Origin of the sequence: Acetobacter sp. KSO5, from assembly GCF_044094635.1 — a bacterium.
In the GTDB taxonomy this organism is placed as follows: Bacteria; Pseudomonadota; Alphaproteobacteria; order Acetobacterales; family Acetobacteraceae; genus Acetobacter; species Acetobacter cerevisiae.
The window spans coordinates 3141071-3155548 of sequence record NZ_CP172014.1; the positions used below are offsets into that span (position 1 = coordinate 3141071).

General features: G+C 60.4%; 11 protein-coding genes and 1 tRNA gene. 6 read left to right on the forward strand and 6 right to left on the reverse strand.

Features of this window, described 5'->3' with window-relative positions:
• From rsmD to ACHQGU_RS14235, 5 genes are all read left to right on the forward strand, one after another.
• The gene (rsmD, locus tag ACHQGU_RS14215) at positions 1 to 636 is read left to right on the forward strand and encodes a 16S rRNA (guanine(966)-N(2))-methyltransferase RsmD (RefSeq protein ID WP_395495439.1); all 636 of its coding nucleotides are present in this window, start codon (positions 1 to 3) and stop codon (positions 634 to 636) included.
• Between the two features lie 149 nt (positions 637 to 785).
• Positions 786 to 1388: a single-stranded DNA-binding protein gene (ssb, locus tag ACHQGU_RS14220; protein WP_395495440.1), complete on the forward strand. Its 603-nt coding sequence runs from the start codon at positions 786 to 788 to the stop codon at positions 1386 to 1388.
• 78 nt (positions 1389 to 1466) lie between these two features.
• Positions 1467 to 2783 (forward strand): O-antigen ligase family protein, encoded by a 1317-nt coding sequence (locus ACHQGU_RS14225; protein WP_395495441.1) that lies wholly within the window; start codon positions 1467 to 1469, stop codon positions 2781 to 2783.
• Positions 2784 to 2972: 189 nt separating this feature from the next.
• Positions 2973 to 3386 carry an RNA polymerase-binding protein DksA gene (gene dksA, locus ACHQGU_RS14230; protein WP_043549927.1) on the forward strand — a complete coding sequence of 138 codons (414 nt, stop codon included), beginning with the start codon at positions 2973 to 2975 and terminating at the stop codon, positions 3384 to 3386.
• Positions 3387 to 3451: 65 nt separating this feature from the next.
• Positions 3452 to 3526 (forward strand) — tRNA-Thr (locus tag ACHQGU_RS14235).
• A gap of 288 nt (positions 3527 to 3814) precedes the next feature.
• On the opposite strand, the gene ACHQGU_RS14240 is transcribed toward ACHQGU_RS14235, so the two are convergent.
• The 4 genes from ACHQGU_RS14240 to tldD all read right to left on the reverse strand — a co-directional run bounded on the left by ACHQGU_RS14240 (position 3815) and on the right by tldD (position 8688).
• Positions 3815 to 5158: an IS1182 family transposase gene (locus tag ACHQGU_RS14240; protein WP_395494532.1), complete on the reverse strand. Its 1344-nt coding sequence runs from the start codon at positions 5156 to 5158 to the stop codon at positions 3815 to 3817.
• Between the two features lie 197 nt (positions 5159 to 5355).
• Positions 5356 to 5751, reverse strand: a complete 396-nt coding sequence (locus ACHQGU_RS14245) for a hypothetical protein (protein ID WP_395495442.1) — start codon at positions 5749 to 5751, stop codon at positions 5356 to 5358.
• 40 nt (positions 5752 to 5791) lie between these two features.
• A complete protein-coding gene (gene tyrS / locus ACHQGU_RS14250) occupies positions 5792 to 7051 on the reverse strand; it encodes a tyrosine--tRNA ligase (RefSeq protein WP_062141315.1) in 1260 nt (419 codons plus the stop codon).
• Positions 7052 to 7230: 179 nt separating this feature from the next.
• Positions 7231 to 8688, reverse strand: coding sequence for a metalloprotease TldD (gene tldD / locus ACHQGU_RS14255; RefSeq protein ID WP_062141317.1), 1458 nt, complete (start codon positions 8686 to 8688; stop codon positions 7231 to 7233).
• A 527-nt stretch (positions 8689 to 9215) separates the two neighbouring features.
• Between tldD and treF the strand changes: the two genes are divergently transcribed.
• Positions 9216 to 11408, forward strand: a complete 2193-nt coding sequence (gene treF, locus ACHQGU_RS14260) for an alpha,alpha-trehalase TreF (protein ID WP_395496447.1) — start codon at positions 9216 to 9218, stop codon at positions 11406 to 11408.
• A 72-nt stretch (positions 11409 to 11480) separates the two neighbouring features.
• Here the strand turns inward: treF and ACHQGU_RS14265 are convergent, their stop codons facing one another.
• Complete coding sequence (locus ACHQGU_RS14265) at positions 11481 to 12176, reverse strand: histidine phosphatase family protein (RefSeq protein WP_062141319.1); 696 nt, start codon at positions 12174 to 12176, stop codon at positions 11481 to 11483.
• Between the two features lie 15 nt (positions 12177 to 12191).
• Positions 12192 to 14381, reverse strand: coding sequence for a hypothetical protein (locus tag ACHQGU_RS14270; protein ID WP_231866234.1), 2190 nt, complete (start codon positions 14379 to 14381; stop codon positions 12192 to 12194).
• Positions 14382 to 14478 lie beyond the last annotated feature (97 nt).

A 14478-nucleotide genomic window follows, 5' to 3' on the forward strand; every position in this document is an offset into this window, starting at 1 on the left:
ATGCGGATTATTGCAGGGGCTCGCAAAGGCCGGATTCTGGCCGCCCCCCCCGGCACCACAACCCGCCCCACGGCGGACCGGGTGCGGCAGGCGCTGTTCGATATGCTGCTTCATGCCCCATGGGGGGGGCCGGACCTGCTGACCAATGCGCGCGTACTGGATGCGTTTGCAGGCACCGGAGCGCTGGGGCTGGAAGCGCTTTCACGCGGGGCAGAACACGCCACGTTTTTTGAGAATGATCGCGCGGCCCTCTCCGCCCTGCACACCAATATTGCAGGGTGCAAGTGGGAGGACCGGAGTAAGGTCATCCCCCGGGACGTCACCAAGCCCACGCGCGCTCCGGCCCCATGCTCCCTGCTGTTTCTGGACCCGCCCTATCGGCAGGATCTGCCTGCCCGGACACTAGCCGCCCTGCACGCCCAGGGCTGGATTGCACCCGGCGCCATTGCGGTGATTGAAACCGCCGCGCAGGAACCGCTGCCGCTGCTAGAGAAAAATGCGGACGGCACGACACGCCTGCCGGAAACCGCGCCCGTCAGTGAGGATGAAGAAACTCCACCTCCCCCGGCCTATGCGGGCACATTGCTGGCGGAACGACGACATGGTGCCGCGCGTCTTACTGTCTGGCAGCTGTAAGCGCGTTCCCAAACGCTCCCATCCGATTGAGGTGCGTGCGCCCGACTCGCCATTTTGGAGATAGAATCAAACCAGAACTGGCGACGGGCGCAGGAGTGCGCTACACGGGCTGGATACTCTTTTTATTGTTTTAGAAAACGGGGTCATTGATGGCTGGTAGCGTCAACAAGGTTATTCTGGTGGGCAATCTGGGCAAAGACCCGGAAGTCCGCACCAGCCAGAGCGGCATGAAAATTGTCTCTTTTTCTGTCGCCACCAGTGACACATGGAATGACCGCGCCTCCGGTGAACGCCGGGAACGGACGGAATGGCACCGTGTGGTCATTTTCAATGATCGTCTGGCCGACGTGGCAGAACGCTTCCTGCGCAAAGGCCGCAAGGTCTATCTGGAAGGCGCTTTGCAGACCCGCAAATGGACCGATCAGTCCGGGCAGGAACGCTACACGACCGAAGTGATTGTTGAGCGGTTCCGTGGGGAACTGGTTCTGCTCGACAGCCGCAGCGGCGGTGAAGGTGAAGAGTCCGGCGGCTTTGGCGGTGGCAGCAGCAGCAGCTACGGCGGCGGGAATGGCGGTGGTGGTTACGGCGGCGGAAGCGGCGGTGGCTATGGTGGTGGCAATCAGGGCGGCGACTTTGGCGGCTCTTCCGCACCGCGCCAGAACGCACCGGCCCGTGGCCCTGGTGGTGGTGGCAATGCTGGTGGCTGGGACGCCCCCGGCAACAGTGATCTGGACGACGAAATCCCGTTTTGATCGGCCTATGGGTCTGACAGTCCCTCCCCCGGCCCTTTGCCGGGGTGATGCGGTCTGTCTTAACGGGAATTTTCCGTAATGACACCTGCATCTTCTGTTCCCCACTCTTCCGGCCGCCTTGCAGCGGCTCTGACGCTGTGTGGAACAGGGTGCACTTTTCTTCTCCCCCTCCTCTTCTTTTATAGTCGCGCGCTTAGCGATGTGGCGGCGACCGTTATCGCCTGCCTGTTCCTCCTCTACTCCGCTCTGCAGAAAGACTGGCAGTGGATACGGAAGGACTGGTTACGCCCGGCTGCCGTGTTCTGCGGGCTCTGCCTGATCTCCTCCCTTTATATCGGCCAGAAAGGCGCATGGGTTCAGGCGTTATGTCTGCCGCGTCTCTTCCTGCTCACCGCCGCCATGGAAAGCTGGATTCTGGTCCCGGTCTCCCGCCGTAAGACACTGGCTTCCATTTTGTTTGTGCTGGCCCTGTGGCTGATCGGCCAGTGCTGGAAACAGTATCTGACCGGCACCAACCTGCTGGGCTACCCCCCGGCGGATGATGGTGCTCTGACCGGCCCCTTCGTGAAGCCACGGGCCGGATTTACGCTGCTCATGCTCTTTTTCCCGGCCCTGATGCCGGTGGTTTTACGCGCGTTTTATACCAAGCGTCTGCGCCCATGGATTGGCGGCGTGGTGCTGCTGGTGCTGAGCGTGACCACCATGGTGCTGATTGGCCAGCGGATGAGCAATGTGCTGCTCCTCTTCGGCCTGATGCTGACCGCCCTGATGATCCCGCGCTTTCGCGTGCCATTCGCCTTCGTGCTGGCTGGCGGTGCCGGGCTGGTGGCCAGCCTGCCCGATATCTCCCCGCGAACATATGCCAAGCTGGTGCTCAAATTCTCCAACCAGTTGCACCATTTTACTCAGAGCGATTACGGCAAGCTATATCGCACCGCTGTGACCATGATTGTCTCGCACCCCTGGATTGGGCTGGGCATGGATGGCTTCAGAAACTTCTGCCACACCCCCCTCCACACCAATGCCCTGACCACCATCGGCCTGCCCCCGCTGGACAGTGACACCGCACAGGGCTGCAACATCCACCCCCATAATTATTATCTGCAGATTGCCACCACCGCCGGACTGCCGGGACTGGTGGCGTTTGCATGGATGATCTTCTGCTGGCTGCGCACCGGCTTGCGCGCGCTCGCCCCGGTCCGAAACCCGCAGCAGGCCATGCTGTTTGTCATGTGCTGTGTGGTGCTATGGCCGGTAGCCTCCACCAGCGCCCTGTTCTCCTTCCCCACCGCAGGCTGGGTTTTCCTGTTTGCCGGCTGGCTTCTGGCCGCCTCGGAGCCGAGCAACTCCTCCCAACAGAGCAGCGCCGCTCCATCAGTTTTTAAGAAAATCTAAATATTTCCTTTTATTAGCGGCCTTCTCCGATACTATTTCTTGGGCATATCCAGCCGCCTGCATGCCTATGCTGTCCTTTTTCTTCCGCTAAAATCTCATAATGTTCTTGGCGTTCGGGGTGCACACCGCTATAAGCCGCGTCATTCTTTCAAGGCAGGTGTCCTGTCATTGCAAAGGCTGACAACTGACATGATTACTCTACCGCCAGACTATCGCCCGTCCGACAATGAAGAGTTCATGAACCCTCTTCAGACGGAATATTTCAGACAGAAACTCCTGAAGTGGCGTGCTGAACTCCTGAAAGAGGCCGGGGATACGCTTGCCAGCCTTTCTGAAGGCGGCATTCATGAAGCCGACATTACAGACCGTGCCAGTGTGGAGACGGACCGTGCGCTGGAGCTGCGCACGCGTGACCGTGCCCGTAAGCTGATCGGCAAGATCAACCTTGCCCTCCAGCGCATTGAGAACGGCTCCTACGGCTATTGTGAGGAAACGGGTGAGCCGATCACTTTGCGCCGACTGGAAGCCCGCCCGATTGCGACCCTGTCCATTGAGGCGCAGGAACAGCATGAACGGATGGAAAAAACCCATCGTGACGATTAATTCCGCTTTTTAAGCGGAAACAGACTTGCGGCGTTCGGCGTGAACAGCTAGAACGCCGCCAGCGGGCTGCTGTAGCTCAGTGGTAGAGCACTCCCTTGGTAAGGGAGAGGTCGACAGTTCAATCCTGTCCAGCAGCACCAGCTTTCTTCTTTTTTTAAAATTGCAAGACAGCCCGCCCTTCAGCCCGCTTAGGGACTGTGGGACCGATGTGCGTGTTTGGCGCACTCCCTCTTTATCCCTTTAATGTGCGGCTCTTTGCCTCCCCGTGGGTAAACCTGTGGATAACGGGTGCAACCTCGGTGCGCGACTCAGAAAACCAGTGAAAAGCGACTCCAGAGGCTGTGGATAATTAACTGGATTTCTTATTTATCCCTAGCAGCCTGTCGGGTTGGGCATTTTGCGGCTGATAACGCCGAGGCTGACCCGGCTTATGCTGCGTGAAGCCGTGCCATTCTTTTGCAGTTGTATGCGAGAGCGACGAGTGTCCATTCGGTCGTGACTTTTGCAAGGCTGCGCAGACTGAATCTTCTGAACCCCATGATGCTTTTGATAATTCCAAAGACCGGTTCAACGGTCTGTTTTCGTAGTCTGTAAACATCTCCGGCTTCTGTGGTTTCCAGCCTGTCCTTCATGGCAAGCCGCCAGGGTTCGGTTATCCGGCGTGGCTCCGTGTTTTCAGGAGGTGGCCGGAAATCATATGGCCTGCGGGCGCGAGGCCGTCCGATGGCGACCAGCGGATCGATGCCTTTTTTCCGCAGGTCCCGGACCGCCTGCCCGTTGGCGTAACCGGTGTCGGCGAGCACTGTCTTTGGGAGACCGATCGTGCTTTCCATCGACAGCACGGTGCTGGCAAAGGACGGCGCGTCCGCTGATGTGGCGACAACGTCGGTTGTCACGATCAACTGACTGCCTTCGGCGCAGACCACGGCCTGGGCATTGTAAGCCTGCCGGAACTCGTGAGCGTCCGAACGCCGCATGAGGCGGCTGTCGGGATCGGTCAGACTGATCTGCCGGTCGGGTGGTGGTTCATCATCGGGCGGTTTGGGCGCCCGGCCGCGACGCCCTGTTTTTGCGTCATACACCGCCTTCTTTTTCTCGTATGCCGATCGCGCCGCCTCGGCCTGCGCCTTCGCATCTGCTTCCAGCCGGGCGCAGGCTTCGTCCAGCTTCGCTTTCAGTGTTTCCCGTCGGGCAAGCGCTTCCGGCAATGCCTGCGGATCGCTGTCTGTGGCATCTGCGTGCTCCGCCTGGTCCATCAGTTTCGCGATATCCACCGCCAGCTGTTCGCGCAGCGCCCTGATCCGGTCGTAGCGCAGGGAACGGTATTTCGAAGCGTCGGCATCAATTTTCGTGCCGTCGATCGATACTACACCCAGACGCAGCAGACCCGTCTCGCGCGCCAGAAGCAGGACCTGCGCAAATGCAGCTTCAATGGCTGTCCGGTTCGTCCGGCGGAAGGTCGCAATCGTATCATGATCCGGATGCAGGTTCGCCGCCACGAAGCGTACCCCGATGTCGCGATATGTCGCCCGCTCGATCCGGCGTGAGGAAAACAACCCGTTCGCATAGCTGAAGATCAGAAGGGCCAACATCAGACGCGGATGGTACTGTGCCTTGCCACCCGTGCGCACTGGCACGCAGAACGCACTCATCGGAACCCGCTCAACGGCTGCGACAATGAAATGCGCCATATCGTCAGCAGGAAGCCACGACTTCAGATCAGGAGGCAGAAGATACGGCTGAGACCGGTCAAACGGGATGAAGCTGCTCATCTCACCACCTTACAACCTCACCCCTTCACAGGGTACCCCAACCCGACAGGCTGCTAGGGAAAACGCTGGTTCACTACGCATCACCCAAGGTTGATACCCTCAGGAGCCTGTACGCACACGCACTGTGAGCTGGTGATAAAAAAGGGGGCTGAATCACAGCCCCCTCTTCCATCCGTCTGATCAGACTTAATCCAGCCTCAGTGGCCCGGGCCCCCGGGTTTCCCACCGCCGCCGGGGCCACCATGGCCGCCCCCACCGGGACCACCTCCGCCTCCAGGGCCGTGCCCCCCACCGCCGGGACGTCCACCGCCACCACCACCCGGACCGGACGGGCGAGGCATACCGCCACCGCCCGGTCGGCCACCGGGGCGGGGAGCCATGCCGGGGCGGCTCCCTCCGGGGAACGGGCGGGCGCGCCTGTCGGCATAGCCCCAGCGCGGGCCGTTCCCATACCCGTAATACTCATCATAACCGCCAGCGGGGCTATAGCCGTAATAGTCATAGCCTCCGCCATACATCGGGCCTGCGCAGCCAGAGAGTGTGCCGACCAGCGTCAGCCCCAGACAGCCTAAAATCAGAGGGGTACGTTTCATGCGGCTCACTCCTGTCGCCTTATTCGGATGCAAGAAGAAACTATCCAACTTTGACCAGAACATGGTGCTTCTTGCCAGAAGACAACCGAATAGCCCCATCCACCATGTCTTTCTCTGCAATCACGCCATTTTCATCCTGCACCACGGCGTTGTTCACACGCGCCCCGCCGCCACGCACCAGCCGACGGGCTTCCCCATTAGTTTTGGCCAGTCCGGCTTCCACAAACAGGCGGAACACCGGCACGCCTTCTGCCAGCATCGTCTGCGGCACGGTATGGACGGGCAGATCTGCTGCGGCGACCTTCCCTTCCTCAAACGTCTGGCGGGCCGCTTCTGCCGCTGCCTGAGCCGCTTCGCGCCCGTGGCACAGAGCTGTGGCTTCAGTGGCCAGAATTTTCTTGGCTTCGTTAATCTCTGCGCCCTGCAGAGCTTCCAGCCGTGCACATTCATCCAGCGGCAGATCGGTAAACAGACGCAGGAAACGCCCCACATCCGCATCTTCCGTGTTGCGCCAGAACTGCCAGTAATCAAACACCGGCAGACGCTTTTCAGACAGCCAGACAGCGCCATTGGCCGTCTTGCCCATTTTGGCACCAGACGAGGTCGTCAACAGAGGCGTCGTCAGGCCCATCACGCTTTTCTGGTCCGTGCGGCGCACCAGATCCACACCGGAGACAATATTGCCCCACTGGTCAGACCCACCCAGCTGAAGCGTAACCCCATGCCGGCGGTTCAGTTCCCGGAAATCGTAGGACTGAAGAATGGAGTAGTTGAATTCAAGAAAGGTCAGGCCCTGCTCACGGTCCAGACGGTTCTTGACGGAATCGAAAGACAGCATGCGGTTGATGGAGAAATGCACCCCGACATCGCGCAGCAGATCAATATAGGCCAGCTTGTCCAGCCAGTCGGCATTGTTGACCAGAATGGCTTCGGACGCGCCGCCACCAAAGGTAAGGAACTGCCGCAGGCACCCTTCAATCCCTGCCAGATTGGTGCCGATGGTCTCTTCCGTCATCAGTCTGCGGGCTTCTTCACGGAAGGACGGATCACCAATTCTGGCCGTGCCGCCGCCTACCAGCGCCACCGGCCGATGCCCGTGCTTTTGCAGCAGGCGCAGCATCATAATCTGGATCAGGCTGCCCACATGCAGGCTGTCTGCTGTCGGGTCAAAGCCGATATAGGCCGCAACAGAGCCCTTCGTCATCGCTTCATCCAACGCCACGGGATCCGTGCACTGAAAAATGAAGCCACGCGCAGCGGCTTCCTGCATGAAGGAACTCTGAAACCCGTTTTCGACCATTCTCTTTAATTCCTGTTTACGCCTCTACCTGCCGCCGGAGCAGGATTATCCGGCCCACGCTCTAGCATGAGCACCGGCCCGGCAGAACCTCTTCCCGCGTCAGATCTCCGGTCACCCCCCTCGCCTGCGGGCAGCCGGAGTGAATTCTCTCTATGCTTTTTCTGTCCGTGCTACGGCTGTCAGGCCGTGCCGCCAACCGTCAACCCCGTCATTTTCAGGGTCGGCTGGCCAACGCCGACCGGCACGCCCTGCCCGGCTTTGCCGCAGGTGCCAATGCCGGGGTCCAGCTCCATGTCCTTACCAATCATGGAAACATGCGTCATGGCGTCCGCGCCGTTGCCAATCAGCGTCGCCCCTTTGACGGGCGCGGTGATCTTGCCGTCTTCCACCAGATAAGCCTCGGATGCCGAGAACACGAACTTGCCGGACGTAATATCCACCTGTCCGCCGCCAAAATGCACCGCATACAGGCCGCGCTTCATGGAGCTGATCATGTCGTCGGTAGAAGCCTGACCGGGCAGCATGAGCGTGTTGGTCATGCGGGGCAGTGGCATGTGCGCATAGGACTGGCGGCGACCATTGCCGGTCGGGGCCACACCCATCAGGCGCGCATTCAGGCGATCCTGCAGATAACCTTTCAGGATTCCGTCTTCAATCAACGTGGTCCGGCCTGTGGGTGTGCCTTCATCATCAATGGTCAGGCTCCCACGACGGTCCGGCAGAGAGCCATCATCAATTACCGTGACACCAGGAGCCGCAACACGCGTGCCCATACGTCCGGCAAAAACTGATGTGCCCTTACGGTTGAAGTCGCCTTCCAGCCCGTGTCCAACCGCTTCATGCAGCAGAATACCGGGCCAGCCTGCGCCAAGCACCACTTCCATCTCACCCGCAGGCGCAGGGCGCGCCTCCAGAGCAATCAGTGCCTGCCGCAGCGCTTCATGCACCGCGCCCTGCCATGTTTCCGCTTCCAGCAGGCGGTTGATTTCATACCGGCCACCCAGACCGTGGCTGCCGCTTTCACGTTTGCCGTCCTGCTCGACCACCACAGAGACGTTCAGCCGCACCAGCGGGCGCAGATCGGCTACGCGAGCACCATCGGCCCGGATAATCTGCACCGCCTGCCATTCACCAGAAAGAGAGGCCATAACCTGCACCACGCGGCTATCCTTGCCACGCGCATAGGCATCAATCTGGGTCAGCAGGCCAGAACGAGCCGCAAAATCCGTCTCACCCAGCGGGTTGGCATCCGTATAGAGGCGACGGTTAGTCGAACGCGGCGCATCAGACATTGTCCCGGACCGACCGCCACGCACCGCACTCACCGCCTCTCCAGCGCGGGCCAGAGCCGAGCGACTTAAATCATCGGAATGAGCAAAGCCGGTCTCTTCCCCCAGCACAGCTCGCAGGCCAAACCCGCTGCTGGTATCAAAGGAGGCGGAGCGGATAACGCCGTCATCCAGCGCGATACCTTCACTTTCCCGATATTCCAGAAACAGTTCGCCATCATCCATCCCGTCCAGCGCCTTGCGGGTCAGGGCTTCTGCATCGGCGCGGTCCAGCAGGGCTCCGGGTCTGTCAAAAAACATCTGGTCTGTAACCGCCAGAGCGCCAGGGCTTGAAGGAATGGATGACATGGACGAAACTCCTGACAGGACTAAGGCTCCGGGTAGCGGGTTCTCCCGGCAGAGCGGCCAAAGCATAAACAGTTAAGTGCTACCGCAAAACCCGCAAGGGGTTTCATCGTTTCTGTTTGATGACCAGATACGAGTCCTGACGCTTTTTCAGGACCCTTGCCAGACTGACCGCTGCGGCCCTCCTCCTGGTGCCCCGGCGTTCCGCCGCAGCCAGAGGAAAGACAACTATGAGTGCCTATCAGGACGGGACACGCTCCGGCCATCCCCTGCCCGTATCGCCCGCTTCCGGCCAGCACGCCCCCTCCCGCTCTATAGTCCATCTTGCTCTGATCTGTTTTCTGGCGGCCAATCCTGCCGCGGCTCTGGCACAGACCGCCGCACCGGCACCACGAGCCCCCACCGTGTCCGCCCCGGTTCTGACGCACGACACCACGCCCACACAGCCCGACACAGCCCATGCGCCACACGCTGATGCGGCCGCTTCGTCAGGAGCGCAGCAACCGGCGACCATCCCCTCAGATCAGAAGATGAGCGCCCCCTCGGTCGCTGCTCCTGCTCCTGCTCCTGCTCCTGCTCCTGCTCCTGCTCCTGCTCCTGCTCCTGCTCCTGAAAAGGTGCCTGAGGCCTCACCGCAGGCAAGCACGGAAGCGGCGCAGCCCACGCTGGATGAGGAAAATTCAGCCCCCCCTGTGCAGGTCAAACTGTTCGATGTGCAGCCCGCCACCCATGCTGGCGAACATGCAGCGCCAGATTTTGTGCCACAGGACCTGCGGCCACCCTCAATTGCACTGGGCGATCTGTTTTCTGCCATTCATGCGGCCCGGATCTTTACGGATGCGAAGGCTGTGGCGGATGCCATCCCGGATCAGGCGCCAACGGATCTGGTCGCCGCGTGGCGGCAGGAGAAAGATCTGCCCGATTTCGATCTGAAGCGGTTTGTCTCACAGCACTTCACCATCCCCGTGCTGCGCTCGGCGGCCTATAGCCGCAAACCGGGCGAGAACGTGCGCGATTACATTTCCGGCATGTGGGACGTGCTGACGCGTGAAGCTGATACAGCAGTACCCTGGTCTTCCCTGTTGCCGTTGCCGGAGACTTATATCGTGCCCGGTGGCCGGTTCTCAGAGTTTTATTACTGGGACAGCTACTTCACCATGATCGGCCTGTATGAAGACGGGCGGATTGATCTGCTGCGCAATGTGGTGCGCAACATTGCCTCGCTGATGGACCGCTACGGCCATATGCCCAACGGCAACCGCACCTATTATCTCAGCCGCTCCCAGCCGCCGTTTTTTTCCGTGATGCTGGACCTGCTCGCCAGCCATGACGGACAGGTGGTCTACACATCCTTCCTGCCTGAATTGCAGCGTGAGTATGACTACTGGACGCATGGAGCCGACGCCCTGAAACCCGGCGCAGGCTGGCAGCATGCTGTCCGCCTAAGTGATGGCACCCTGATGTTCCGCCCGTGGGACGACATGGATTCCCCGCGCGATGAAAGTTTTCCGCAGGATTTAGCCACCGCAAAACGCTCTCGCCGCCCTTCCCCCGAACTCTGGCGTGACCTCCGGGCCGGGGCAGAAACCGGGTGGGATTATTCCTCCCGCTGGCTGGCGGATGACAAGACGCTGGATACCATCAACACCACCTCCCTGATTACCGTCGAATATAACTGTCTGATGGTGCATCTGGAGCAAACGCTCTCCCACGCCTACGCCCTGAACGGAGAAAAAGACAAAGCTGCCTTTTACGCGCAGCAGGCCACGCAGCTTAAAAACGCCATCAACCATTATCTGTGGAATGAGAAGGATGGCGCGTATTTCGACTATAACTGGCGCACCGGGCAGCTCAGAGACGTGCTTTCCACCGCGACCGTTGTGCCGCTGTTCCTGCATATTGCCCCGCAGGATAAGGCCGATGCCGTTGCCCGCACCGTCAAGGCGCGCCTTCTCCATGTGGGTGGCCTAACCGTCACAGACCGTGAGACGGGGCAGCAATGGGATTACCCCAACGGCTGGGCACCAGAAGAATGGATGGCCATCAAAGGGCTGGAACAGTATGGGCATGATGATCTGGCAGCCGACATTGGACGCCGCTGGATGGCCCGTGTGATCGGCACCTATGAAAAAAGCGGCGTGTTGCTGGAAAAATATGATGTCGTCTCGCCCGAGATCAGCGCCACAGGCGGTAAGGGCGGCGGTGAATACCCCATGCAGATCGGCTTTGGCTGGACCAACGGCACTTTGCTGGGATTGATGAACCGTTACCCGCAGAACACCCGTAAAGTGCTGGATAACAACCCGCTGGCTGATCAGCCCTCTCAGCAGCCCCTGCCGCCGGTCGATGCATGGGACGCAAAAGGACCGGAAATCCCGGTTACAGAACACTCTCCGCTGAAAGGTGTGCCGGTTTCCACTCTGAAAGCCGAGCATCCGACGCAGGAGAACGATAGCCCGCCCGCCCCGTCTGCGTCACCGGAAGCTCACCCCGCTGTGCCAGACTCTGAGCACCCCTCATCCGGGCAGATACCGGCAAAACCGGAAGACCACACACAGCCTTCCACGCCGGACCAGAAGCAGGACAACAAACCGGCAGCTCAGGAAGAACCGGCTCCGGTTGTTCCGCAACTCAGTCCGACACAAAACCCGCAGCCAACCAGTGCACCAGCACCAGCACCAGCACCAGCACCAGAGTCAAAAACTTCTGCGCCGGGGCCGTAAAGCAGGTTTTGTTGGAAAAGCGGTCTTGAGGGCCAGCAATCACCTCAGGCCCGAACGAGACTGCCTGAATCCTCAGATACCGGGCAGCTCGTTTACTGTGACAACACGCCAGCCCTCATCCAGCCTTTCCAGAATAGTCAGGGAAAGGTTCTGGATGGAGAAATGCAGCGCGGTCTCCGGGTGAATACGCAGCGCATGCGCCAGAGCAGCACGAATAGCTCCCCCGTGGCTGACAGCGACAATATTCTGCCCTTCATAGGCTTCTGCCAGCCGGTCCAGCGTTACGCCGACCCGCCCGCATACATCCAGCATACTTTCGCCACCCGGTGGGCATTCCGTGGCCGAGATGGACCAGAACGGATGCGGGGCCAGACGCAGATGCTGCGGTAACTCCTGATGCGGCATGTTGTGCCACTCACCGAGGTTCTGCTCGATCAGCGCAGGTTCCACGTCCATCGGCACCGGGCCGTAACCGGCTTCCTGAATAGCCTCAGCCGTGCGTCGTGTGCGGGACAGGGGACTGACAAGCCAGTGCGCCTCACGCGGCAGGCGCGCAGCCAGAGCCTCATACATCGGGCGTTGCGCAATCAGGCTATCCGGGCAAAGGGGGACATCCAGCGCCCCATAAAGACGGAGACGCGCATTCTGCTCGACCAGCGCATGGCGAATCAGCCAGAAGCGCGTAATGCCGGGCGCAAGCTGCGGCGTATCGAGAAAATTACCCTGATTGATCTGCTGGGCGGCGGGATGTGTGAGGCTGACAGTCATGGGTCTGTTGTGCTGTCAGGGACCGCCCAACGCAAGAGCAGAAATGGAACGCCGCATTGCGTCTGCTTTCTGCTCGTCTGTGACACCCTCTTTCCCCGAGCGCTCTGACCAGTGAGACTCATCCGCCGTGTCTTCCGGCTCCCAGCGCGGCGCGTAAGAGGGCAGCGGGTCCGCCTGTGCTATGGCATCCCAATACGTCAGAATGAGACTGATTTTTTCCAGAACCCGAAGCGCATCCTGAATTTCCCGCGTCATGCGAGCAGTAGCGTCGAGACCTTCATGAGACGGCTCCCCGGAAACAAGACGCGCCCCGGCGGACAATCTCAGTGCCCCGACCAGCCCACCAGCGGCCTGCGCGTGCGGAATGGGGACGGGCTGGCCGATATGGCACAGCAGCGCGGCAAGCACCTTCTTCTCCTGCGGAACATAAGACGAAAGATCCGCATTCAACCACTGATAGAGCTTACGACATCGCTCCAGATCCAGTGGAATTGCGCCCTCCGTTCCCTCAGGCGCACGGACCAGAAAGGACAGAATTGTCTGCTGACGGTCCCAGTCGTCGGATAACGCGTCCCGCTGCGGAGCAGGCTGCGGCAGAAACGCGAGGTCGGCGTTAGCTTCAATCCCTTGCGTAACGGCCCCCAGAAAACCCTGCAACCGTTCCGCCACAACGGCTGACAGAATTGCCCCGAGCGCTGCCATTTCGGCCTGTGCTGCCCGCCAGCGCAGGAGCAAACCATGATTAAAGCCTGACGCCAGACCACGGCAGGCCGGGCTAGCGGGCCATTCACACTGGTTGGCATAGGCTGCGAGTCCTTCAGGCAACATGCCCTGATCCAGTCGGGCTTTCCAGCAGTCTGGCAGCAAAAGCGCCCCGCAGAACGGCGGCCCAGTGAAAAATTTGGACCCCGTCACCATCACTGCCCAGCCACGAGCCAGATAGGCCTGAACACGCTCCGGCATCAGCCGGGCCTGACAGGCATCCACCACCACATCCAGTTGCCCCGGATACTGGTCACACAGCGCCTCTAAAGCTTTCAGGTTGGGAGCCAGCAGGCCGGTTTTGGACAGATCCAGCACATGCAGCAGCACACGCCGCCCTTTGGCTACCTGATTTTGAATGTCTTTCCGGCAGGCAGCCGTCACCTCTCCCTCCGGCCGCAACTGCCCCTCGGCATCCCGCAAAGGCAGATCCACACACACAGTATCATTCGGGAATCCGGCCACCAGATCCCCTTTGCAGACGGACGCCCCGAGCGCTGTTTCCTGCGCAAAATGCCGCCCATGCGAGGCCAGGGGCACACCACTACCCGTTTCTTCCGGCGCGGTCAGAACTGTTGTCACCGGTTGCCCCGGTAAGGTGGATAGCGCCAACACAGCCAGCGCCGCATCTGTGCCCGAAGAAGCCAGAACGACATGGTCCTGCCCCGGCAACCCGAACCAGCCTGCCAGAAAATGCCGGACATCAAGCGCCAGCGCATGCAAGGCTTCCGGCGCCTTACCCTCAAGAACAGCGCGGGCCAGATTCACCCGCGCGAGTTCTCCGCCGGTAAAGCCTCGCTCTGAGAGGGAAGAGGCTGTGGAAGATGCAAAAGTCACTGCCCAGGGGCGCGGACGGTGCGAGCAGCCGTAATGATTGAGGCCCGTGCGCACATCAATATTGAGGCGCGCATCGCCCCCTTCCGCCATCAAAGCCTCAACCGGGCCAATCAGCGGCCAGGCTGGTACAAGCCACGCGTAGAGCTCATCCCATAGAGCAGAACTATCGTGCGCAGCTTTGCCCGGAACACTGACTAGGGGATGCAAAGCCGCAAAAAGCTGAGGGAGATCGTCTCTGGCGGGAGGATATGCGCTGGCAAGCGTCCGCACCCATGCCTCGGGGGCGGGTAAATCCGCTGGCGCATCGAGCATCCAGAACCGGGCTGCTGTTCTGGCGGCGGAAAAGGAAATTTTCAGCGCCTGACGAAAGTCCGGCTCCTGCGCGTCTGACAAAACCGCCAGTTCCAGCGCATGACGCAAATGGAACGCCACCACCCGACGTTCCCCCAGACACGGCGCGCCCAGAACAATCTGCCCCGGAGGCTGAACATGGAAAGGATGCGCTACAGCCGGATCCAGCATGATCCGGCATTTTGTTGCCAGCAGGCGCAGCTCCGGGCGATCCAACACATGCAGCAAGGTTTCCGTCAGGTTTCTGGCAAACATTTTTCCGCTTTCAACTCCCTGACAAACCATGCTCTCTGGCTGCCTACACGCTTGTTTTTCATACAGCCAAGCGCAAGAAAATCGCAAATCTGCCAAG